Here is a 24,526-nt window from a genome sequence, read left to right on the forward strand (position 1 = left end):
AACTAGAACATACGATAATCAAATTTATATAAAATATTTGAAAATAATATAAACATTTTATATGTAAGTGGGCTGCACATAAATAATTTCTCCATTCACTTATGTATCTTATGTAACATAAACACATAAAAAAAGAGTTAAGTACTTTTCCTTAACTCTTTTTTTACTTTCTACTCTATCTTCAAATTAACAATACATTTATCCTTAACAAATACCTTTATTGTATTGAATACTATACTTCCATCTTAAAATTCTTCTTTAAAAGATTTATATTTATTTCTAATTATATAACTCAATTTTCGCAGAACTTCAACAGTAAAAAACTACTGTCCAGCGAAGGAAAATGATATATTGTTTAAATAGTTAACAGTTGATAGAGGACAGCTAAAGTTGAATTATACAACTTATTCTTTAACTTTTATAATACAATCTTTCCTGTAAAATGCTATTCCGTACTTAATAATATTTTCATATCCTTCTTCTTTAAGATCTGCATCGTATTTATTTTTCTCTATTTGCTGCAGTGCTTCATCACATTTTTTTAATATATCTTTAGGATTGTCACATACTTTAAGTTCTAGTATTATTGCTGGTTTAAATATTGACAATGATTTTATGAAAATATCACTTCTTCCATTGCCAGCTTCCCTATTTGATTTCACAATTTTATCATGCATATTGCCCAAAACCCCAAGTGTAAAACCATGATAAAAATTTTCATAGGCATCATTAAAACTTATTGTTTGCTGAAGCATATTACTTAATTCTTCTTGAAAAGTTTCAGTATCTTTATTAAATATTGCTTCATACATTTTAGATAAATCTTTTACTTTAACTTTATCATGAAACCACTTTAGAATTTTATTTTTGAAAATATATTTAACCTCTTTATTTGGAATTTTTAATGTTATAAAATGATTATCCTCTTCATCCATTCTTTCACTTACTTTTTTAAAATATCCTGTGAAAAACATAAAATTCCACAAATTATCCATACTATTATATATTTCATCATAAGTTATATCATCATGAACTGGCTTTTCAATGGTTTTTCCTTCAATTAATAGTTCAATTTCTCTTTTAGTAACGCTGTCTGCTTTTTCAATCAAGCTTCTAACTATACTGTTTGAGCTTGTATTTGCCCAGTAGGATGATGGAAATGTGTTTATATTGGCAAGCAAATCATAAATATATTTTATTACACTCCACGGATTATAAACATTAGTAGAACCAAAAGTATATCCATTATACCAATCCTTAATAAGTTCATATTTTTGCTCTAAATTATAATCATTAATTATTTTTTTCACTTCATTATCTGTAAAACCAAAATGCTCTGCATATCTTTCATTTAATATTGAAATTATATTCAAATTATTAAGTCCAGTAAAAATACTTTCCTTTGAGATACGTAGACAACCTGTTATAACTCCAAACTCTAGTGAAGAATTTGTTTTTAGTGCAGATTCAAAAAGTGATCTTATAAAATCAATCATTCTATCATAAAATCCCTTTAAAAATGAATTTTCAAGGGGTACATCATATTCATCAATAAGTATTATTGTTTTTTTCTTATAATATTTTTCTAAACATTTAGATAAAAACTTTAGTGAAGTTACGTAAAGTTCTTCTCCTCCTTCTTTTCTAGTTATTTTTTCATATTCATCTCTTTCATTATTTAATTCATCACTTTTTAAAACATATTCATGTCTTCTAAATTCATCAACTATTTCATCTTTTATACATTTAAATGCTAATTCAAAATTAGGCTGCTTTGCAGATTTTAAAGATAAATTAATTACAGGATACTGTCCCATATGAGAAGTGTATTTTTCTCCTGATTTCATTATGTTTAAGTTCTTAAAAAGGTAAGAATTATCTTTGTAGGTTTTTTCAAAATAATATTGAAGCATACTTATATTTAAAGTTTTTCCGAATCTTCTTGGTCTTGTAAACAAATTAACAGATGCTTTATTATCTAATAAATCTTTTATTAATAATGTCTTATCTATATAGTAATAATCTCTTGTTATTAACATTTCAAAATTATCTATACCAATTGGTAAGGCTTTAAATTCCAAAATAACACCCCTTTCAATATGACTTAAACATAATTTGTTTATGTTTTAAAGCAATACTGATTCATTGTTTAAAATACAACCTTGTATTTATATTATATCCTATAAGATACTTTTGATAAACTGAGATATTGTAAACTTCCGCTGTATAATGAGAACAAAGGCACAAATCACACAAAAAAAGACATTGAAAATCAATGCCTTAATTACCTGCAGTTCCACTTGTGCCATCTGTTGATGTTTTTGTATCTGTATTTGTTCCATCTGTTGATGACTTTGTATCTTTATTTTCGCTTGTACCACCTGTTGTTGTATTTGTGTCTTTATTTTCAGTTGTTCCACCTGTTGTTGTCTTTGTATCTTTATTTTCGGTTGTTCCACTTGTTGATGTCTTCGCATCTGTATTTTTAGTTGTTTCATCTGTTGATGTTTTTGCATCTGTATTTTTAGTTGTTTCATTTGTTGATGTTTTTGCATCTGTATTTCTAGTTGTTCCACTTGTTGATGCCTTTGCATCTGTATTTTTGGTTGTTCCACCTGTTGATGATTTTTCATCTGAATTTCTAGTGGTTCCATCTGTTGATGATTTTTCACCTGAACTTCTAGTCGTTCCATCTGTTGATGATTTTTCGTCTGCATTCTTCGTTGTTCTATCTGTTGATTCTGATTCATCATTAGACTGTTTTTGAACATCATTTTTTGTATTTGATGTTTGTTTATTAGCAGCTATCTTTTGTAAATAACCTTTTCCCAAAACTCCAACAGCTATAACTAAAATAATTGACGTAACAATTATCATTATCTTTTTATTCTTACTAGGTTTCATACTAGTTTTTTTATTAGAAATTCTTGTTTCATTATTTTTCATTGTCTTCGGAACTACCTTTTTTTTATTTTTAGGTATTTTAAACAATGTAGATAGTAATCCTTTTTGTTCTACAGAATCTACTTCTTTAAACTTTTCAGGTGATCTAATTATAGTAATAGGCTTCTTATACCCTCCACCTTGATTTTCTACATATAATTCAACTGAGAATTCATCCTCTTTACTTAAAAAAGGTATATGTACATCTAAAATATTACCTTTCATTGAAGAATCAAATTTTAAACCTTTTGTTATTTTGGAATCTCCAATTCTTAAATTATTTTGTGAACCCTGCACATTTACCGTTATATCATGGATTGTTTTATTAGATATATTTCTAACAGTAAGAATATATTTACAAATTTTTTTGTTATTAAAATTTAGGAGTCTTCCCTTTCCCATATTGCATAATATCCTAGGTGCTAAATTCTTATAATGTTCTAATAGTAACCCAGATATAAATGATATTATTATAGTTATAATCGCAGTTTTAATAATGCTTATCATGTCACTCTCCGCTTCCTTATTTTTCATATTATTAACTAAATCATAGAGTAAATTATAAAATAGACATATATTACTGTCAAATTTCAAAATTCCTTATAATAGTCCATAATAGCCCCAGAGCTCAAATAAAATAACTATATGATTAACTTTAACTACTCCAAACGAAGTTTTTGCAGCTACCTTACATAAATGTAAGAGTTATGTCATTCAAATCAATATGAACTAAATTTGCTGTATGCTATTATTAAATATAATGAAATGTAGAAAATTCAACTTAATTAACTAGGAGGAATTTTAATGAAAAATATAATAAAAAGAAACATTTTAGCTATAATATCCTTTACTATTGCTTTTGGTTGTGTCATTTCCTTTAACATCATTGGATCTAAAGTAACTCCCGATGGTACTCTTGTAGAACCATTTTTCTTAGTACCAATTTGTTTCTTATTCATAGCTATTGGTATGATAAGCATCATAGTATCATTCTTTACAAGGTAACTGTGACCTTTCAAAATTTGTAAATTATTTTCTTTCTAAATTTATATATATTATATTTTTTGTGTTAGGTAAATATTTGATTTTGACAACATCTCCTTCACAACAATTTTGGAGAATATAATCATAAACATTATCATCACTAAATACTTGAAACTTATTATTATTTGTTTCTATTTGTATGTATTGATACTTCTCTTCATTTACTATATCAATATATTTAATAGTTGTAACCTCTTCAACATAACTTTTTGATACAACATAAGGTAAATCTATGATTCTTGCCTTTAAACTTAATGAATATGATTTTGCAGAAAAATTAAAACCTATGCAAGATAGCAGCACTAAAATTATTAACATAGCCTTCAAATATTTTTTACGTTTAATCATATAGTTAATCAATAATCCTACTAAATTAATAAAAGCCACATTACTCAAAATATCTAGTATAAGATAGTTCCAATAATTCCAATATGTATTATTCTTTAATCCTATAATTCCAATAATTTTCCACAAATATACTGCAATAATAGGTCCAAAAATTAATAAAACATATTTATTTTTCAATATGTTTTTTACATCTATAAATAGAAGTAATAGATTTCTCATAAAGTCTGAATCTCTAACTTTTGACCATACTTTATCTTTGAAACTTATTTTTTCGTTAGTTTTATTTTTATTAATAAATTTTTCATCTTCATTCATATATTTCATTTGAAAATCTTTTATTTTTTTCTTAAATATTGGCACCAGTTTTTTCTTACCATTCAGTAAATCATTAATTATAAGTTTCGCTTCATTTTCTTTTCCTACATTAAAATATATCTCAGTTTTTAATAAAGTATAAAATATATCATCTTTTCCATCATAATCAACTTCTAAAAGAATTTTATTACTTTTTTCGTATAAACCTTTAAAGTTATTATAATTCATCTGCAAATTTCTATAAAATTGATTATCTTTTTGTTTCATTTCTTCTAGTAAACTTTGTGATTCTTCCCAAAGCTTATCTACCATAATTTCATTATTAGCAGCAATATAATGATTTAGTAAATAGTAATAATATATACATTTTATAGAGTTATCTAAACTATCAATATCTAAAGACTTTATCGTCTCTTCTGCCTTTTCTAGTTGATCATTAAAATAATATGCATTATATAAATTTAAAATTGCTGCTATTCTTGATGTTTCTTCCTTTATTTTACTCACAGCTTTTTGCTGCTGCTCTATGAATTTTTCATAATCATTGAATTTTGTCATTATGTACATTCTTCTTTTTTCATTACACCTGTAATACATAATATTTAAAAGTTTTAAAATCCACATTGTTCCCCCTAAATTTTCATTAGTTTTTTCTTTTAATTCTTATCTTCTAGATTTACTTGTTATATTATAACTAACTTTGTAATTATCGTAGTATAAACCATAATCTTAACTATTTGCCTGTGAACTCTTGGCATTCACATAGAAATTGTTTATAATTTTTTCAAACAAAATAATACTTTGTCCGTATATATATAATGAAAGAGAGGTGATTGAAGATTTGAATATAGAAAATATGATTGATATTTATAAAAATGATATTTATAACCTCTGTCTTAAATTAACAAATAATAAAATAGATGCTGATGATCTTTTTCAAGATACATGGTTAAAAGTATATAATAATTTCTATAAACTAAATAAACAAAAATCAATAAAAAATTTTTTTCAACATTAAACCCAATTGAGAAAAATGAAGTATTGAAAATGAAAAGTATAGAGAAAAAATGGTGGAATAAAGAAAAAATTAAAAACAATATTAAGAATAATAAGTACCTACTAGGAACCAAGGACAACTTCATTTATGCAATTGATCCAAAAGGCACTGTGTATTTTTGGATTAAAATAAGTAGTGAAAGGTAACATTTACCTTTCACTGTTTAGTGACTATCCTACTCTAAAATAGCCTTTATTCTTCTCACTCCTGAAGCCACACTCTCTTCTTTTATAATCTTAAAATGTCCTAGCTTTGATGTATTTTCAACATGAGGTCCTCCGCATATTTCCTTGCTGAAATCTCCTATAGAATACACCTTAACTACATTACCATACTTTTCTGTAAATACCCCTGTAGCATTGCTTTCCTTTGCCTCTTCAACAGACATTTCTTCACATATAACAGGTAATGAGCTTTTAATAATTGTATTTACTAATTCTTCTACCTTATGAATCTCTTCCCTAGTCATTTTCTGATTATGAGAAAAATCAAATCTTAGTCTTTCCTTAGTAATGTTACTTCCTCTTTGTATAACATGGTCTCCTAGCACAATCTGCAGTGCCCTATGCAAAATATGAGTAGCAGTATGAAGAGCAGTAGTTTCTTCTGTATTGTCTGCCAATCCTCCTTTGAATTTCTGAGCAGCACCTCGCCTAGATAGTTCTTGATGATGCTTAAATAGTCTTTCAAATTCTCCCATATCTATCTGCATTCCCTTTTCTTCAGCTAACTCTGCAGTAATTTCAGGAGGGAATCCAAAAGTATCGTATAAATTAAAAACAGTTTTTCCATCAATAAGTGTCATATTATTAGCTTTGCACTTCTCTACAGCTTTATTAAATTTCTTTTCACCTTTTTCTAAAGTAGTTATAAATCTATCTTTTTCTTTTAAAATATTTTTTAAAATAAATTCTTTATGAATTACTAATTCTTCGTATAAGTCTTTAAGGTTTTCTATAGTTGCCAAAATCAATGTTTGTAAATATTTTGGACTCATATCTATTTTTCTCATGTGCCTTACTGTACGTCTAATAAGTCTTCTAAGAACATACCCTTGATCTACATTTCCAGGAACAATGCCATCAGCTAGTATAAGACATGAAGATCTTACGTGATCTGCAATAATTCTAACACTGTTTTTATTTGGCTTTGCAGCGATAGAAAGAATTTCATTTATTACAGAAGAAAATAACTCCGTTTCATATACACTATTTTTATTCTCCATTATTGCTGTCATTCGTTCTAAGCCAAGACCAGTATCTACGTTCTTGTTCTTTAGAACAGAAAAGGTACCATCTTCATTCTTGTTATACTGCATAAATACATTGTTCCATATCTCCCAATACTTGCCGCAATCGCAATCAGGGCCACATCCCTCAGAACATTTAGGCTTCAAGCTGTCATAAAAAATTTCTGTGTCTGGACCACAAGGTCCTGTAGTGCCAGCTGGTCCCCACCAATTATGTTTTTTATCACAATAATATATATTTTCTTTCTTGATCCCTAAGCTCTCCCACACTCTTGCAGCTTCCTCATCTCTTGGTATATTCTCATCTCCAGCAAATACTGTAACTGCTAACCTATTTACATCAAGATTAAGATGGTTTACTAGAAAATCATAACTCATCTTAATGGATTCCTCCTTAAAATAATCGCCTAAAGACCAATTACCCAGCATTTCTAAGAAAGTTACATGTATATCATCACCTACTTCGTCAATATCATCTGTTCGTAAACATTTTTGATAATCTACTAGTCTTGTACCCATTGGATGAGGTTCTCCCAACAAAAATGGAACTAATGGATGCATTCCAGCGGTAGTAAATAAAACACTTGGATCATTCTCTGGAACCAATGATGCTCCCTGGATTACCTTATGATTATTTTTCTCGAAAAACTCAATGAATTTTCTTCTTATTTCTAATGCCTTCATTAAAATCCCTCCTTCATTATCATTAAAAATAAAAGAACCACTAAATAAAAAAACTCCTTCATCCCGAAAAGGGACGAAAGAGATATTATCCGTGGTACCACCCTAATTAGCATATTAATGCTCACTCTACCAGTACTATCATACTGTGCCTTTGTAACGTAAGGAAACGTCTTACTCTACTGATACTATAAAAGCTATAGTAATGTTCAAGCAGAAGCTCAAGAGCTGCGTTCAATATAGACATCTGTTAGATTTTCACCACCCTCTAACTCTCTGAAAAAATCTCTATACCTACTCTTCTCTTTCATTGCTTTTAAGTTATTATATTAATAATACACACTATTCTGAAAAATTTCAAGTAGAAACTTAAATATAAATTATTTCTACTCCTGCAAAATTAATGTCACCAATTAATGTTAAAGTATTTGTTGTTGGTTGACTATTTCTATTTTTTTCACTAACAGAGCCCAAAAACACCTTAGTTTTATCATCAACATTCCAAGTTTTTGGTATATACAATTCTATTCCTGAAAAAGAAGCATCAATCCTAAATACAGCATTTTCATTACTCATGACTGCATTATCAAAATACACCTTCATAGCTCCAAAAGAACAATCAAAATCAGCTTGCTCAAAATTATCTGTATTTATATATTTTGTACTAGCCCCAAATGAATTTTTAAATCTAACATGACTTTCATCTTCTACATCAATTTTCTCAAACTTATAATCTTCACAATCATAATGGGTCCTAATACATCTATTATGTTTATTAAAAATCATAGAAAAACCGATACTGCCAAGTAATGCTGCAATCAATACAGTCCAAGGTGTAATATTTGTAATCCCTAATTGTTTATCATATATTATACAAATAAATGCAATTGGGAATAAAACGCCCCCAAAATTAAGGCGAAACAAACTTTTCACAGCAATTACTACTAAAAAAACTGTTAACAATAAACTAAATACATTTACATCAGGAAAGTATCCAATTTTACTTATAATCAAGAAAGCTCCTACTAATATAAGTGATAATCCCCAAAAAATCCTATCTTTTTTCATCTCATTCCCTCTTTTCTAATAATTTAATTTTTAGTGGTTTGTAATAATATCTTGAAACATATACCTGTTTATGAGTATTTTGAAATTCAACCTTACTTGATGATGATATATTGCGTGTTATGGAGTAAATATGATTTGTATTTAAAATTGTTGATTTTGAAACTCTCATAAAATATCCTGGTAAAAGTTCTTCAAGCTCATAAAGCTTATATTTTACATTATATATATTATCAATGGTATGTGCACAAATACCATTTTTTTCAGTTTCAAAGAACAAAATTTCTTCCAAGGAAAGATAATATTCACTATCACCTTTGTAAAAAATTATATGTTTCTTGTGTGACAACATATCATCAAGCATAGTTTGAATATTTTTAATATCTTGACTTAGTTCACTACATCTAATAATAACTTCATTTTCTTTAATTTTATTATCTACTTCAATTCGTATTTTCATATTTTCACTCCCCACACTTTTTATTATATTAACTATTTTTTCCTTGTAAATATGATAACAGTAAGTGGTTAGTTTTTTCTTGTAAGTGGTATGTTTAACAAGGTAACTGTGACCTTTCAAAAATTGGTAATAAAACATAATAGCCATACACACAATCCCAATAATAAAAAATATGCCTGCTTTTTTCAAACTTGCTGTGAACAACTTACTAGGATTGTCTTTATAATAAGCAATTTTTATTTCATCCCCTACATGAGCATACATGGGGACTTGAATTCTACTTGAAGATACATAATCGCTTTAAGTCTTTATTTCATAAAGCCCATTAACTTTTTGACATTATCTGTATTTTTCTTTGATGTAAGTAATTCTAAAAGAGTAAAGGCTACTTCAAAGGCTGTGGCAGGATTGTATGAAGTTATAATATTTTTATCAATAACTATTGGCTTATCAGGTACAACATTCACACCAAATTGAGCCAACTCCTTTTGTCTTTTTCCATCATTAAGACTATAACTCGTTCCCTTTCGTCCATTTAAAACACCACTTTTACCAATAGGAAGTGATCCAACACAAATAGAAGCAATAATCTTTCCTTGTCTGTTAAACTCCCTGATAATACGTAAAAAATCTTCACTATATGCATCTTCATAAAATCCAGCCTCTTCAAAACCACCAGGAATTGCTAAAGCGTAGAAATCATCCACATTTAACTCCTTTATATTCATCTCAGGAGTAACAGTAAAATTCCATGTACATTTAAGCGTATCCCTTGCTCCAACAGTTACTAATTCTGTAGTACCATCTCCTTCGAAATTATTCCAACCTATCACATCAGTAAAAACACTTGCTTCAACAGCTTCAAATCCATTAGCAAGTAATAGACAAATCTTTTTCATAAAAAATTCTCCTTCAAACTTAATGTATTTACAACATATGTACTTCGTAATAAAATTATATCATCACCAAATAGTTCGGTAAAATCGAAAAAAACGATATATATATAATGTATTATTTTTACAGAAAAAGAATGTGCCCTAAGACGTTTTTTTGAAAACTATTTATATAACAAAAGTATAACTCCAAGAAGTACATTAGAATTTTCAAATATGGAAGCCATAAAACAATGTGTGATAAGTGAAATTGGTATTAGCTTATTACCTGTGATGTGTGTAAAAGATTTAATTAAAGATAAAAAAGTAAAAATAATAGAAATTGAAGAGAAGGAAATTAAATTCTTAACTCAATTGGCTTATCATAAAAACAAGTGGCTATCACCCTTATTAAAAGAGTTTATGAAGTATTGTTTAGAATCATTATCAAATTTTTAAACTACAACACATGTATATCTAGTATAAGAAAAAAGTGCTCCATCCTCACAAGATTAGCACTTTTTCTAAGATTAAATAATTTTTATCTTTGATAAACGTATATCTTAGTAAGTTCTGTATATATTCTACATATTATATGGATAATAAGCCATTTAACTTTCTTTATTCGATTTATATCTAATATAAATTAGATATCTATATCTCTATAAGATACTCTAACTGCTCAAGTTCATCCATACATTCAATAGCTTCTTCTATTTTATCTACATCTCCACCCATAAATATTTCTTTATATTCACCCTTTAAAAAACTTATATGAGCCTGTATAGATTCATCATCAATATCATTTTCCCATTCTACTACCGATGACCCCATTTGAATAAATAAAAACTCATCAAAATCCTTAGCCCAAAGAGTCATATCTCCTGTATCATGTCCATATACAACTACTTCTGGTTCTTTCTTATCACCTTCATACCAAAAACAATACAGATCTCCAGAACCCATTTCTGCAAAAGGAATAAATCTATATCTAGGGTTAATTTTTATCTTTCCAAGTCTATAATCTTCATCATACTCTAACATTTCCTCAAAGTGATTTATTAATTCTTGTATTTCTGGAAATACAACTGGCTCACAATCTCCTCCAACACTATAAAAAAATGATTCTGCATTTTCTTTAACACTATTCCTTTTTTCATTAAGCCAATCATATGAATGCTTTAACCATTCCATTGCTCCTGTTCTATAAATGTCATGAAAAGTCTTTGGAAATTTTACATCAAGCATACTTTCTAATTCTTCTAAAGTAACAATATTATCCATATGTATCCTCCTTAATATTAAAAAAGATTTAAACTACTTTTTGGCCAAATAGGAGGATATTCCTCCTCCCAATCCAAATATACAACTTTCCCAGCCTATTCTCCGTATTGTATTCCAAACTTTAATAAATTTAATCACTAATCTTAACCACTCTAACTTTTACGTTTGAAATTCTATATAAACACATATTAATTTTTATAGTTTTATAAAATCCTACAAATCCAACTTTATCCCATTATACCTAAGCCACTCTTTTCTGCCCTCATAATCTGGCATAACATCACTTACCATATTCCAAAATTCTTTGGAGTGATCTTTATGGTACATATGGCACATTTCGTGCACAACTATGTAATCAAGTATATAAGCTGGTGCCATGACGCATCTCCAATTAAATAATAGTTCATCTTTTGATGTACAGCTTGCCCATCTCTTTTTTTGTTCCTTTACTTTGATAGCTTTAGGCTCTTTATTGAAAAAAGGTCTATAATACTTTACTCTATCACATATTTTTTGAAGGGCTTTTTCTCTATACCACTGCTCTAGGGCTTCTTTTATCTTTACCTCATCTTTAGTAGGAGTTGTTACTATAAACTTTCCTCTAAAAAGTTTAACTTGTATTTTTTTTATTGTTTTATCATCAATTAATTGCAAAGTATAATTTCTTCCTAAGTATAAATAGGACTCTCCATTTACAGCTTCTCTGTTTATTTTATTTACATTTATATTTTTTACTTCATATTGTTTCTGCACAATCCATGCTGCCTTGCTTCTAACTTTTTTGATTATCTCTTCTTGTGAAACTCCCATTGGTGCAACTACATTTACTTTTCCCGATGGCTCTACTTCTATTGCCAAGGTTTTTCTATTGCTATATTTGACGGTAAATTCTATATCTTTTGTTCCAAACTTAAATACAAGATTCACGTTTACCCCAACTCTCCATAGTGTATCTTTGCCAACTTTACTATGCTCTCCTTCAACTGCTTTATCTTACTCATTGCCTCTGCTCCAAAAACCTGTCTTAGTTTTGGAGACTTAGAAATCAAAAACATATATATCTTTTGCTCTATTTGAGCAGTTTTACTTGGGTTGTTAGTCCAATCCACTAAATAGTTTTCCCTGATTAACTTATTCAATTCCTTTGATATTTCCTTTGAAAGCTCCACCACATCATTCGCTATATACTCTACGCTGTCTTCTTTCACCACATTTTCTTCAACTTCATTTTTGCCTTCTAAAACCTCTCTTAAAGTTTCAAAAAAAGCGAATTCCCTTTTACTCAATCCTAATTCATCTGCTTTTCCCTGTTCACCTTTTTCCATTTCCCTATTTATAAACTCTTTAAGTTTAGCCTTTTTCTCTATCCAATCATTTTTAGTTTCTTCTAAAATTTGTTGAAGTTTCTCAAGTAAACTTGTATAGAATACAGGGTTTTCATCCATCTTTAAATTAATAACATTTTTTATAGCATGTTCCATTGATGATGCTACTGCCTCATCTCCCATTTGAGTTTCTATTTTAGCCTCAAAATCATCTTCAAATAATGTTATTGGCTCTATCCACTGCATTACTCCAGTAGAAGTTAAATGTTCTGAAATAAGTTCTTTAACTTTTTCACCACAATCAGCAATGTCCAATTTCTTCTCAGGATTAAATCTCACCTTTGCCGCTGCTCTAATGTAAGATAACCATTTTACATCATTTTGTATATCAACAGATACATGTCCCGGCATTAAAGCTTCAACTGCTCCAGCAAACTTTTTATATGCAATCTCAAACTCTGCTCTTTTATCTTCTGGCTCTATTACCTTAACTAACTCATCTATGTTTTCTTTGTCTTTTCCTTGGAACATTCTCATAACATTTTCCCTATAAGATAACATCTCATCATATAATGAACCCATTGATTCCATTGGTTTACCTAGCTCATCTTTATCAAATATGGATAATGCCTCTTCTAGAAAATCTAAAACTCCATAATAATCCACTACATAGCCGCACTTTTTACTATCACCACAAGTTCTATTAACTCTGGCAATGGCTTGCAGTAAATTGTGCTCTTTAAGCGGTCTATCTAAATACATTACCTGTTCAATTGGTGCATCAAAACCTGTAAGCAGCATATCTTTAACTATTAAAAAACATAACTTACTTTCAGAAGTTTTCTTTTTAAAACTTGTTAATATGTCCTTCTGCTTCTTCTTTTGTTGTATGATGTTCTCTCAAATGAGGATCATCATTATTATCTCCAGAAAATATTATTTTGCACTCTAATTCTTCTCCCATAATATCTTTCATATGCTTATTTAAAGCATTATAATATTTAACACAAGCTTCTCTAGAAACACAAACTATTTGAGCCTTAAAACCATTAGGGTATATATACTCTTTATAATGTTTTAATATATCTTTTGCTACTTCTTCTATTCTGTCATCAGCCTCTACCACACTTCTCTTATTTGCATACTTTTGTTTAATAGCTTCTTTTTCTTCATCCGTCCTATCTTCAAAAGCTTTATCAAATAACTCTTCTAAAGAATCTCCTGAAATATGTAAATCTGGTCTTCTTCCTTCATATACAATTCTTACAGTTGCTCCATCTTCAACAGCTTGTTTTATAGAATATTTATCTATATAAGAACCAAAAGTTCTTGGAGTAGACTTGTCCTCTTTGTCTATTGGAGTACCTGTAAAACCTATAAATGCAGCGTTTGGAAGTGCTGTTCTTAAATTTGCAGCAGTACCTTTATATTGGCTTCTATGGGCTTCATCTGTCATAACAATAATGTTAGGTTTTTGTGATAATACTTCATACTCTTTTTCAAAATATAATTTTTCACCTTGTTTTGAATCTTGAAGTTTACTCTCTTGCTTTTCACTTTGGAATTTTTGAATAGTTGTTGTAACTATTTGAGCATTAGAATTTCTTAAAAGCGTTTTCATCTCCTCAATGCTCTTTGCTCTTACTGGAGTTCCATTGGTTATATTATTCGCAAAAGTTTCAAATATTTGTCCATCCAAATCCGTTCTGTCTGTAACTATTACAATAGTAGCATTAGAAAGCTTTTTATGATTTCTTATTTTTTTCGCTAAAAATACCATAGTAAGAGATTTTCCAGACCCCTGTGTGTGCCACACAACTCCGCCTTTGCTTAAAGGCGTCTTACCATTTTCTAATCTTTTTAAAGATTTTTGAACTGCTCTAAACTGCTGATATCTACATACCTTTTTAACTTTTCTAGAATTTTCCTTGTCCAAATCATAAACAATAAAATTCTGCATTATATCAAGTAGATTTTCTTTCTCAAAAACTCCTTGAAGTAATATATTTTGCGGAGTATCCTTTTCATCAGCTACATCTCTATTCTCCACAGGATACGCATCTTTCCATTCTACATAATGCTTGTACCCTGAGCTTATAGTTCCAATAAATGCAGTATATTTATTTAAAATACCAGTTATAAAATTAGTGTAAAATAATCTTTCTGCTCCCTCTATAAAGTTCGCATCTCTGCCATTCATGTACCTTCTAAGCTGCTGGAAGCCATCAAATTTTCCAACATTCTCATTGACCTTAGTTTCTTTAAATGGTGATTTACACTCTAAAACTGCAATTGGCATACCATTTATAAAAACTACAATATCAGGTCTTATAGTTTCTTGCTGTCCCTTAACAACAAACTGCCTTGTCACTAGAAAATCATTATTATCTATATCATCAAAGTCAATAAGCTTAACTGTAGGAGTTTTCTTCTTACCATCTATAACTTGATCCACAGTTAACTCTAAATGAACTATATAATCGTATATCTTCTCATTAATCTCTAAAAGCCCTGCACCCAAAGACTCTGCACGGTTAAACTTACGAACAACCTTTTCAGCATTTTCATCATTTATCCATGGATTCAGTTTTTTTAGAGCTGATTTCATTCTTTTATGTAGTATAACTTCACTTAAAGTATCACGTTCTCCATAGTCAGGAGTTAGCTTGTTCCCTTCAATGAAATCATATCCAAGTCCCGCTGTTAAATACTCCACTGCTGGAAGTTCTACTAAAGTTTCTTCGTTGCCTAAAATGTTCATGTATGTATCACCCCTTTTGTGAGTTACAAGTTACAAGTGACAAGTTTGGGAATCTATTTCTCACCACTCACTTGTCACTTATATATCATTTTCTACTATTATTTATTTTTACTTATACTTAATTTTACCAATGCCGCTTTCTGCATAACTAATATACATCCAAATAATACTATCTATTATCTTTGTATCTGTAAATTTTTCACCTAGTTCAAAATAATTTCTTACTTTCTTTATTGGAATAAATAATAGTTTTTCTTTTATTATTCTGTCATATTCTTTATCTATAGATCCATATATCATTTCCATTTTCTTTATGGTTTCATTATAATTATTCTTATTTAATTTAGGTAGATTATAAAAATTAGCAATCTTACTATCGTATATTGGTTTTTTATTATTAATCATATGAACTAATTTAGATGAAAAAGAAAATTGAATTTTTCCTTTTTCTTTTTTATACAGTTCCTTATTATTTAATTTTTTAACCACATATTGAAGTGATATATCACTCTCATTTTTATTATTCTGTAATATATTAAAATAACACTTATAAAATTCTTTTGGTAATCTCGCCACATTCATTGCATAAAATTTTCTATAATTCCTTTGATATTCTATATCTTCTGCTACATTAACTTTATATAGATTATCCAAAAGATACTCATAATCTTTAAAATGTTTTCGCAACTTTTCTCCTAAAAGATTATCTATATTTTCATTGATAATTCTATACAACGCTCTTCCCCCATTTTTATTATTTCAAAATTAATATAATACTTATCCCTTATATCATATCAAAATGTCTAAATGCCTCTCTAATAAATTTCTTCTTATTCTCTGGACATGGATACACTCTTTTGTTAGGATCTTTTCTATTAGGTGAATCCTTTCTCTTTAATCCACAAACTTCCTTCATATGTGCAATCCAACATGTCTTTACTGTAAATCCATAAGTAGCCTTGATATACTCTTGAATTTGTTTATAAGTTGCCATATAATCACCCCCACATACTTGTTAATGACAAGTTTCAAGTGACAAGTGATAAGTTGAAAATTCAACCCTTTGCCACTATATTTTTTCTTCTCTCTCAACAGTCCTCTCTCCTCTTCTAACTTATCACTTATCACTTATCACTTATCATTTGTCACTTACACAGTTCTAATTTTTCCCGTCAAAAGTTGCTGCATCAAGCCTTTTTTAAGTTCTTCCAGTTTGGCTTTTTCATTTTCGTACTCTTCTATTTGAGTGTCTACTGAGGATAGGATGGTGGCTATTTGTTGTTGCTCCTCTAATGGTGGAACTATCATATTAAATTTTTCCACGATTTTAACATTTAAATTTGGAACTCCAGCCCCCTGAAATACACCTATATCTGCTTGTTTTCTACAAACCGCACTATTAAGTAAATATTTATAAAATTCACTATCATAACCTTGTTTCATTCTAATCAAAGTCAAACTCACATATACACTAAATTCAAAATCACTATTAACAACTGCTGCAATTCCATAATTAGCACCAACTCTAGAATATAAAATATCTCCATATTGTGGCTTATCCTTCTTCGTTAACTTTTCATGATATTCTCTACTTACTAAATTATATTTATGCAAACTTAACTTTCCATCCTGAATATTCTGTGCTGATAAAAATGGAACTCCTTCATCTACATATGTTGGTGTACTAGCTACTCCACATCTTAAGATATCTGTTATATTTTTAAATTTATCGACTTCCCACTCCATAGGAATCTCCCCAATTTTCGTCTTCTTAAATTCCTTATGTCCTATTCCCTTAGTCAAAAGCCTCTGCATTAATCCCTTCTTTAACTCCTTAGTTTTTTCAATAAGTTTATCTGTATTATCTATTTGATCATCTACAATAGAAAGAATCTCTGCTATTTTTCGTTGTTCGTCTAGTGGGGGAGATATTAACTTTAAATTTCTTAAAGCACTTAATCCTATTCTTAATCTAGTTGAACCTGTACTATTAGCAATAGCATTATTTCTAAAATACTCTGAGTTTATTGAATATAAAATAAAATCATTATTATATTTCTTTCTATCAACAACAACTCTAATTCCATCTGAACACATCAAATACCGACTTCTATAATTAGGAATTTTACATGCTCTAGCAACTGGTTCTGCCATTTTTGCTATGATAATATCATTTGGATAAATATTACATGTTTTTAATTCATCTGCCTTTTTCTCTGATGTATATACTATAGAATCATTAATAAAATGTCCTTCACCTATATTTTGTAATTGTACTATTTGAACACCATCTTCAGTATAATGACACGATTTTAAATCTGATCCAAATGGTCCTCCTGTAAATGAATACTTATCACTTCTATCACAAATATCTTCTAATCTAACAATCTCCCACTCCTGTGGTATAACACCCAGCTTCGTTTTCTTATACCCTTCCTTACTACTCTCAATTGCCTTAATTCCTTCTTTCACCATCTTCACCTCTTTATCCAGTTAACAGTTCACGGTTCACAGTCCACAGTTTTTAGTTTTCAGTTTTTTAACTGTGTACTGTGACCTGTGAATTGTGCACTTTTCCTTTGTAACTTGCTTTTTGAAATTAATAATTAATAATGTACAATTAATAATAAAGGAAATTTTTCCTTAGGGAAAAATAATGTATCATAAAATCTAAAGCTTTCTGCGGTGCAGAAAGGTATCCTTCATTTTTAATTTTTAATTATTCATTATTAATTTTCTTTTGCTTGTCTCTTATCACTAAATCGTATCAAACCCCAACTCTTCCAAGTATCCATTCAGCTTCTCTTCATTATCCACAATCTTAAACTTAAGTTCCCTAATATCATCTAAAACCAAGTCAATGTCAACTTCCGGTTCTGGTTCAGTTGTATCAACATATCTGCTTATATTTAAATTAAAATCATTTTCCTCTATATCCTTTAATTCAATAACTTCTGCATACTTGTCTACTGCTTCAAAATTATCAAAAGTTTCAACTATCTTTTGTATATCTTCATCTCTTAGTTTATTCTTGTTTCCATCCTTAACAAATCCAGAGGATGCATCTATAAATAACACTTTACCCTTTCTATTTTCAACTTTATCCTTATTTATCATAAGTAGTGCTGCTGGTATACCTGTTCCGTAGAATATGTTTTGTGGAAGACCTATTACCGCTTCTATTAAATCATCTTTCAATATGGATTTTCTTATCTTTCCTTCTGCTCCACCTCTGAATAAAACTCCATGAGGCACTACTGTTCCCATTCTTCCTTTAGAATTTAAACTTGCTATCATATGCTCAACGAAGGCTAAATCTCCATAGGACTTTGGAGGTATTCCATATACAAACCTTCCGTATGCATCTGTTTTTGCTTCATCTATTCCCCAATTTTTAAGTGAAAATGGAGGATTTGCTAAAACCACATCAAATGTCTTTAAAACTCCGCCGTTAGTATGCTTTGGCTCTCTTATAGTGTCACCCTTTTTAATGTCCGCTCCTGTTGCATCATGAAATAGCATATTCATTTTACATATTGCCCAAGTAGAAAGGTTTATTTCTTGTCCATTTAATGATACATTCTTAGGATTTCCACCATGCTCTTCTATGTAATGAGTTGAGTGAATAAGCATACCACCAGAACCTGTAGTTGGATCATATATTGCTTCTCCTTCTTTTGGTTTTACTATACCAACTAAAGTCTTAACCACCTGCTCTGGAGTGTAGAATTCTCCACCCTTAGTTCCACCTTGATCTGCAAATTGCTTAATTAAATATTCATAAGCATTACCTAATATATCTTTATTTTCTAAATTATCATTTGCTAATGGCAAACTGCTGAAAAGTATTAAAAGTTGGGATAATTTCTTGTCTGGTACTCTTTCTTTATCATTGTAATTAGCAGTAGTAAGAACCCCTACAAGCTCTTGATTTTTAGGCTCATCTTCTATTGCTTTGAATGCTTTATCAAGTTCTGGTCCTATGTTTAATGTTAAATCTTTTAAAGTGGACCATCTTGCTCTTTCAGGTACATAAAAATTCTCATATATTGATGGATCTTCTATCAATGAACTTATTTCTTCCTCTGGTAATCCCATTTTAGAAAATTCTTCTTTTTTCTTGTTTTGCTCTATCTCAAATTGGTCATTCATTCTCTTTAAGAATAATAACCCAAATATGTAATCCATATATTGTGACGCATTAAGTTCTCCTCTTAAAATATCCGCTGCATCCCATAGTGTTTTTTCTAATTTTTGTTGTGTAATTTTCTCCATTTCTTCAACTCCTTACAACGTTTTTGTAATATAATTTTAACACAAATAAGGTAACTGTGACCTTTAAAAAATTGGTAAAATATAAAAAAGCAAAGACTTTATATATGTAAAATCTTTGCTTTTTTATGTTATTTATTATATCGTTATCCATATTTATTCCAAGTAAGGTTTTTTATTCTCTATTCTTAACTTCTCATAATTAAAATCTATAAATAAAGTGCCTATGAATTTACTATTTATTATACTTAATATAATCTTCTAATAAATTTATTCTTCAAATTTATTTATATCCCCTTTTAACTCACCATTTTCATCTAATATATACACACCACTAATATGTGGTTGTCTATAATTATTATTATAATTATATCTTTCAGCAATAATTCTCTTTTCTGATAATATAGTCCAAAAAACACTATAATTATTCTTCTGTAGATATTGTAAAAATGCATTTTTATCAATAAAAAAGCCTATATCTTCTTTCAACAATTCACTACTATCAAAGCAAATAATTTTACCTTCAGAATCATATAAAATTGAATTTCCTTTTCCATATTTCATATTTAAATCGGTAAATAAATTCATACAAGGCTTGTACCATGAACATGAATTATTATCTTCCAATTCATCTCCTTTACGTTCAGTAAGATATTTACAAGATGGTAATAATACTTTGAATTTCTCATTAGAATTTTCTAAAAATTCATGAAAATCTGTTAAATCATTTCCACAATAATAAGGATTCTTAAAAAAACTGTATGCATCAGACCAATAATATTCTTTATTATAAAGACTATAATTTTCATTAGGTTCAGCTGCCCATCTTCCCATAAAATCTTTATTTTTTAATTTTTTAACAACAATGTCAATTGACTTTGATTTTACGATATAGCTATTAATTTGTATCCACAAATCTTTTTGAGGATTTTCATATTGTTTGCTTCCTAATTCTTTTTCTTCAGTCCAAGTATACCAACCATTAAGTAAAATAAAATCTTCATTATTGTATTTAATATTTATTAAATCATTTATTTTAGGTATATCGCTAACAGTACTTAACCATTCATTATTGGTTACTGTAGGAAATTGGTATAACTGATTGTGTATTACCTTATTATCTTTATTATTTGCTTGAATAATTGAAGCTGTAGGATCAATGTTTCTTATATCAGGTTCAAATGATCCTTTACAATAAGCATCTTCTGTACCGCCATAGCAATCTTTATGGATTTCCATTTTATAATTATCAGCAACTTGAGCAGCGAGTTCATATAACGCAATCCATTGATATTTCTTCCCGATTCTTTCTCGAGTATTATTTCTAAAACGACTTCCTTCTATATTACGATCATACTCACCATGCTTTTCTACATCATATCCCATATCAAATATTTTCTTAATTGCTATATTTTTTAAGTCATTATAATCTAGCCCATTCCATTGAGAAAAATATCTTTGGAATACATATCTACCAAAATCTCCATAGCCTCCAGGTGACCCATCACGATCATATTCTACCCTCATAGATCTTAAAATATCATTTTGGCTCCAAAAATAATTTTTAAAATTTGATGATTTATAATCATATTCATACTTTGATGTTTCTTCATCAGTAGGTACTTCTGGCATTTCAGATTTATATGGTGGTTGTACATCCATATATTTTAATTTGTCACTTACAACTTTATATTTAGCATATTCTACTATATTTTTAGCATAGTTACGCAATAAAATATTTAGATAAACATATTCATCTTTAAAAATTTTATCATAAACATATATAGCTAATTTTTCTATCTCGCTATTAGATTTTTCAGATACAACACAACCAAATGCAACTGCATATAAACGCTCAAGTATATATGGATCATCGACATTCTCAAATTTTTTTAATACTAATATCAATATATCAATACGTCCATTTAATAAACTTACAAGTGCTTTTGTACTCTTATCTCTTAATTTATTATTAGATGATATTAAGAACGTCGAAATCATTATAGCAGCTAACCTTATAGTTTCATCTAATACATTGTCAAAATTCTTTTTAGTTAAGCACCAATCTAACAATCGATTAATCGGTGAACCCTCTTCAAAATAAAATTCATCAAATAAGGGAATAAATAATTCGTCTCTATCTGGCATTCTATATTTCAAAATATTTTCTGCAGTACACTCTGCATTAAATTTATGTCCAATCTTTGTGGAAATTAAAATTAATGCACCATATAAATTTCTAAAACCATACTCAGATTTTAAAACTACATTATTAATATAATCAAGAGTTTTTTGATTTACTGAATTTGACTTTCTCCACTTTAGAGCACTACAAAAAGCTTCTATAATATTTCTATTATTTTGTTCATCTACAAACAACTCAAATAACTCATAATCTCCTTTATCTGATAAAGCTATTGCTAATGCTTCTAATATATCACCACGATATTTCAATTTTTTGTACTTTAAATAAAATTTTTCTGTTCCTATTTCTTCTAAATCTACTATCAACAGTTTTGCATATAAATAATCTTCTAACTTCTCATAAGTAACATAAACATATTCTTGATTATCATAACTCATGTTTTGTGTTATTATTCCATTTGAAATCAATTCATCTATCAAAGATTTTTTAATATTATATCGTTTTTCAATATCAACTACTATTTCAATTACTTTATCTAATGGTATTAAGTTATTACCAGCTCCGGTATTATATTTATATAAAACCATCTCATTAATAACCTTTTCCACAACATTAATATGCTTACTATAATCACATATTTCTGCAATCTTTAAGTTCATTGCTGATAAATAATTTTTATAAACATCTGTAAAGCTTATATTATCTAAATCTATTTTTTTCTTTTTAAAACCTTCACACAAAAGTCTCAAAAATAATGGATTTCTAAATTCTTGATTTGCAAATGGTACATCTGAATAAGGAATTTTATAAAAATCAAAGTATTTTTTTATTGCATCATATTCTACAGTTGAAAAACCTCTATGGGTAACCCTCACTAAGTTACTTTCTAATGAATCATTATCATTTAATAAATTTTCTATGTACTCAGTTCTAATTGATAAAGCAAGCCCTATCCACGGATACAATTTTATTTTTTCTATAATTCCAGCTAAATGTTCCTTCCAAATTTTTTTCCCATTTCCCTCGTTTAATGCATCTATAAAAATAATAATACGAGATTTATCATTTTGAGCTATTTTATTTAATTCTCCTAAAAATTCATCTGATGTACAATGAAGTTCAAGCATTTTTAAAATAGCATTAATAGGATTATCGTCTTCCTTAAAATGTTGACCTAAAAATAATAAAGACTTTTTACCTTCAAAATTTCTTTTCATAATTGTATCAGCTAATAAATGCGATTTACCAATACCACCTTCACCATGTAGCAAAATAAAAGGACTATTCAATACTTTTATTTCACTTGAATTTAGATAATAAATATATTCACCGATTAAGTTTTGACTTTGGTTTAATTTATAAATTCTATCTCGAATAGAATTCTTATTTAAATAGAAACTATCCTTCAATTTTTTATTATTAGATTTAATTTCATCATCAACTATTTCACTTATATACTTCAAATTTTTTATTATTTCTTCGATATTAATATTTTTAACTGTATCAATAGAAAACTCCTTAATAATTATATATATACCTTGAATATTATTTTCTATAGAAGATATTTTTAAATCTTTTAATGCAATTAAAATTTTATCAGCTCTATTAATAAAACTTTTATAAAACTCTTTATTTCTTCCTAATGCATCAAAAATATTTTTTTCACTTAATTCTATATTTAAATCTGGCAAATACCTATTTCCTAAATTTTTAATTTGAATTTTATTCTGATTAATAAACCATTCATCAGCTAATTCCATATTTAAATTTTTATTATCATAACATCCGTCTTTTATTTTTTTATATGTAGTCGGATTAATTATTTTCGCAATCTGTTCTAATATTATTTTTACACACTCATGCTCTTCATCTGGATAAATGATAGCTTGAGTATAATAATCATTTTCTAATCGTAATCTTCTATTTTTTTTATCTTCATTTTTACAATTAATAATAGCATAGTTAGACATTCCTGATTCAGAAACTTCACATAATAACTCTATTGGCCTATCTTTTTCAAGACTGCATCCTAAAAATAACATACTTTTACTTGTATAAATTTGTTTTAATGCATTAATTAATTGAGGATTATTGTAAGCTAACTCATATTGTTTCTTTGTTAGAATAATAGATTCTATTGGTTCATTAATGTCACCATGAATTTTATATAATAATAATTCATTATCTCTAAGTGCAACATTTAATGCTTCAAAATGTCCTGGGTGTGCTACCGGCAATATCAAATTATGTAAACTATAAACTTTTTCAATAACTTTATCATAATTAGTTGTTATTAGTAGACCTTTTTCAAAAATTACTGGTAATAAATATATTGATTTATCTACAAACTCACAAGTATCTTTATTTAAATGATTTTGTGAGAAAGTTTTTTGCAAGTGTTTAGAGAATGTCAGTTTTCCCATTTCTCCATATAAGAAATCTGCTTTATCCTCACAGTTCATGCTATCAAATTTATTTTTTTTTGAAGGATCTGCAAATTTGTTAAAAGTTGTATTTAAAAATCCTCCCCAAGAGGGATACACATCTTCAAACAACATAGACATGCCTGCACCTATATATGGTACTATATCCTTAGATTTGATTTTCTCGACCAAACTATCAAAATTTATTTGATTATACGGAGCATTAAATTCCATAATCTCTTCAAAATTCATAATTTTGTCCTTTCTTATTTCATTTTATA

The 24,526-nt window shown here is 28.3% G+C and carries 20 protein-coding genes and 1 other annotated feature; of the genes, 4 read left to right on the plus strand and 16 right to left on the minus strand.

The window, feature by feature from the left end; all coding sequences use genetic code 11:
• Positions 1 to 404: 404 nt before the first annotated feature.
• Together ACFIJ5_RS13865 and ACFIJ5_RS13870 are read right to left on the minus strand one after the other, a co-directional pair.
• The gene (locus tag ACFIJ5_RS13865) at positions 405 to 2,081 is read right to left on the minus strand and encodes an AAA family ATPase (protein ID WP_379808017.1); all 1,677 of its coding nucleotides are present in this window, start codon (positions 2,079 to 2,081) and stop codon (positions 405 to 407) included.
• Positions 2,082 to 2,280: 199 nt separating this feature from the next.
• Entirely contained in the window at positions 2,281 to 3,450 is a 1,170-nt protein-coding gene (locus ACFIJ5_RS13870; protein ID WP_379808019.1) for a hypothetical protein, read from the minus strand.
• A gap of 297 nt (positions 3,451 to 3,747) precedes the next feature.
• Between ACFIJ5_RS13870 and ACFIJ5_RS13875 the strand changes: the two genes are divergently transcribed.
• Complete coding sequence (locus ACFIJ5_RS13875) at positions 3,748 to 3,948, plus strand: DUF3955 domain-containing protein (RefSeq protein WP_379808021.1); 201 nt, start codon at positions 3,748 to 3,750, stop codon at positions 3,946 to 3,948.
• Positions 3,949 to 3,972: 24 nt separating this feature from the next.
• Here the strand turns inward: ACFIJ5_RS13875 and ACFIJ5_RS13880 are convergent, their stop codons facing one another.
• On the minus strand, positions 3,973 to 5,274 hold the full coding sequence (locus tag ACFIJ5_RS13880) for a hypothetical protein (RefSeq protein WP_379808023.1): 1,302 nt from the start codon (positions 5,272 to 5,274) through the stop codon (positions 3,973 to 3,975).
• Positions 5,275 to 5,506: 232 nt separating this feature from the next.
• On the opposite strand from ACFIJ5_RS13880, the gene ACFIJ5_RS13885 reads away from it, so the two are divergent.
• Both ACFIJ5_RS13885 and ACFIJ5_RS13890 read left to right on the plus strand, forming a co-directional pair.
• Positions 5,507 to 5,668, plus strand: coding sequence for a sigma factor (locus tag ACFIJ5_RS13885; protein WP_404661464.1), 162 nt, complete (start codon positions 5,507 to 5,509; stop codon positions 5,666 to 5,668).
• A gap of 29 nt (positions 5,669 to 5,697) precedes the next feature.
• Positions 5,698 to 5,853, plus strand: a complete 156-nt coding sequence (locus ACFIJ5_RS13890) for a hypothetical protein (protein ID WP_379808027.1) — start codon at positions 5,698 to 5,700, stop codon at positions 5,851 to 5,853.
• A gap of 29 nt (positions 5,854 to 5,882) precedes the next feature.
• Here ACFIJ5_RS13890 and ACFIJ5_RS13895 read toward each other — a convergent pair whose 3' ends face one another.
• The 4 genes from ACFIJ5_RS13895 to ACFIJ5_RS13910 form a co-directional block, all read right to left on the minus strand.
• Positions 5,883 to 7,640 (minus strand): alanine--tRNA ligase, encoded by a 1,758-nt coding sequence (locus ACFIJ5_RS13895; protein WP_379808029.1) that lies wholly within the window; start codon positions 7,638 to 7,640, stop codon positions 5,883 to 5,885.
• A gap of 66 nt (positions 7,641 to 7,706) precedes the next feature.
• Positions 7,707 to 7,957, minus strand: a binding site (T-box leader).
• A 49-nt stretch (positions 7,958 to 8,006) separates the two neighbouring features.
• Complete coding sequence (locus ACFIJ5_RS13900) at positions 8,007 to 8,705, minus strand: LiaF transmembrane domain-containing protein (protein ID WP_379808031.1); 699 nt, start codon at positions 8,703 to 8,705, stop codon at positions 8,007 to 8,009.
• Position 8,706: 1 nt separating this feature from the next.
• Positions 8,707 to 9,162 carry a LytTR family DNA-binding domain-containing protein gene (locus ACFIJ5_RS13905; protein ID WP_379808033.1) on the minus strand — a complete coding sequence of 152 codons (456 nt, stop codon included), beginning with the start codon at positions 9,160 to 9,162 and terminating at the stop codon, positions 8,707 to 8,709.
• A gap of 308 nt (positions 9,163 to 9,470) precedes the next feature.
• Positions 9,471 to 10,061: a DJ-1/PfpI family protein gene (locus tag ACFIJ5_RS13910; RefSeq protein ID WP_379808035.1), complete on the minus strand. Its 591-nt coding sequence runs from the start codon at positions 10,059 to 10,061 to the stop codon at positions 9,471 to 9,473.
• A gap of 114 nt (positions 10,062 to 10,175) precedes the next feature.
• Between ACFIJ5_RS13910 and ACFIJ5_RS13915 the strand changes: the two genes are divergently transcribed.
• Positions 10,176 to 10,493 carry a LysR family transcriptional regulator substrate-binding protein gene (locus ACFIJ5_RS13915; RefSeq protein ID WP_379809621.1) on the plus strand — a complete coding sequence of 106 codons (318 nt, stop codon included), beginning with the start codon at positions 10,176 to 10,178 and terminating at the stop codon, positions 10,491 to 10,493.
• A 195-nt stretch (positions 10,494 to 10,688) separates the two neighbouring features.
• On the opposite strand, the gene ACFIJ5_RS13920 is transcribed toward ACFIJ5_RS13915, so the two are convergent.
• The 9 genes from ACFIJ5_RS13920 to ACFIJ5_RS13960 form a co-directional block, all read right to left on the minus strand.
• Positions 10,689 to 11,318, minus strand: a complete 630-nt coding sequence (locus ACFIJ5_RS13920) for an SMI1/KNR4 family protein (protein ID WP_379808037.1) — start codon at positions 11,316 to 11,318, stop codon at positions 10,689 to 10,691.
• 213 nt (positions 11,319 to 11,531) lie between these two features.
• Positions 11,532 to 12,245 carry a M48 family metallopeptidase gene (locus tag ACFIJ5_RS13925; RefSeq protein WP_379808039.1) on the minus strand — a complete coding sequence of 238 codons (714 nt, stop codon included), beginning with the start codon at positions 12,243 to 12,245 and terminating at the stop codon, positions 11,532 to 11,534.
• A 2-nt stretch (positions 12,246 to 12,247) separates the two neighbouring features.
• Complete coding sequence (locus ACFIJ5_RS13930) at positions 12,248 to 13,537, minus strand: type I restriction enzyme subunit R domain-containing protein (protein WP_379809622.1); 1,290 nt, start codon at positions 13,535 to 13,537, stop codon at positions 12,248 to 12,250.
• Positions 13,491 to 15,404, minus strand: coding sequence for a type I restriction endonuclease subunit R (locus ACFIJ5_RS13935; RefSeq protein WP_379808041.1), 1,914 nt, complete (start codon positions 15,402 to 15,404; stop codon positions 13,491 to 13,493). The genes ACFIJ5_RS13930 and ACFIJ5_RS13935 overlap by 47 nt, the downstream gene beginning before the upstream one ends.
• 108 nt (positions 15,405 to 15,512) lie before the next feature.
• The gene (locus tag ACFIJ5_RS13940) at positions 15,513 to 16,139 is read right to left on the minus strand and encodes a hypothetical protein (protein WP_379808043.1); all 627 of its coding nucleotides are present in this window, start codon (positions 16,137 to 16,139) and stop codon (positions 15,513 to 15,515) included.
• A gap of 49 nt (positions 16,140 to 16,188) precedes the next feature.
• Positions 16,189 to 16,398 carry a hypothetical protein gene (locus ACFIJ5_RS13945; RefSeq protein ID WP_379808045.1) on the minus strand — a complete coding sequence of 70 codons (210 nt, stop codon included), beginning with the start codon at positions 16,396 to 16,398 and terminating at the stop codon, positions 16,189 to 16,191.
• Between the two features lie 155 nt (positions 16,399 to 16,553).
• Positions 16,554 to 17,876 carry a restriction endonuclease subunit S gene (locus ACFIJ5_RS13950; RefSeq protein WP_379808047.1) on the minus strand — a complete coding sequence of 441 codons (1,323 nt, stop codon included), beginning with the start codon at positions 17,874 to 17,876 and terminating at the stop codon, positions 16,554 to 16,556.
• A 285-nt stretch (positions 17,877 to 18,161) separates the two neighbouring features.
• Positions 18,162 to 19,679, minus strand: coding sequence for a type I restriction-modification system subunit M (locus ACFIJ5_RS13955; RefSeq protein ID WP_379808049.1), 1,518 nt, complete (start codon positions 19,677 to 19,679; stop codon positions 18,162 to 18,164).
• A gap of 267 nt (positions 19,680 to 19,946) precedes the next feature.
• Positions 19,947 to 24,497 carry an SIR2 family NAD-dependent protein deacylase gene (locus ACFIJ5_RS13960; protein WP_379808051.1) on the minus strand — a complete coding sequence of 1,517 codons (4,551 nt, stop codon included), beginning with the start codon at positions 24,495 to 24,497 and terminating at the stop codon, positions 19,947 to 19,949.
• Positions 24,498 to 24,526 lie beyond the last annotated feature (29 nt).

Source organism: Haloimpatiens myeolchijeotgali (assembly GCF_042688525.2).
Classification (GTDB): Bacteria; Bacillota; Clostridia; order Clostridiales; family Clostridiaceae; genus Haloimpatiens.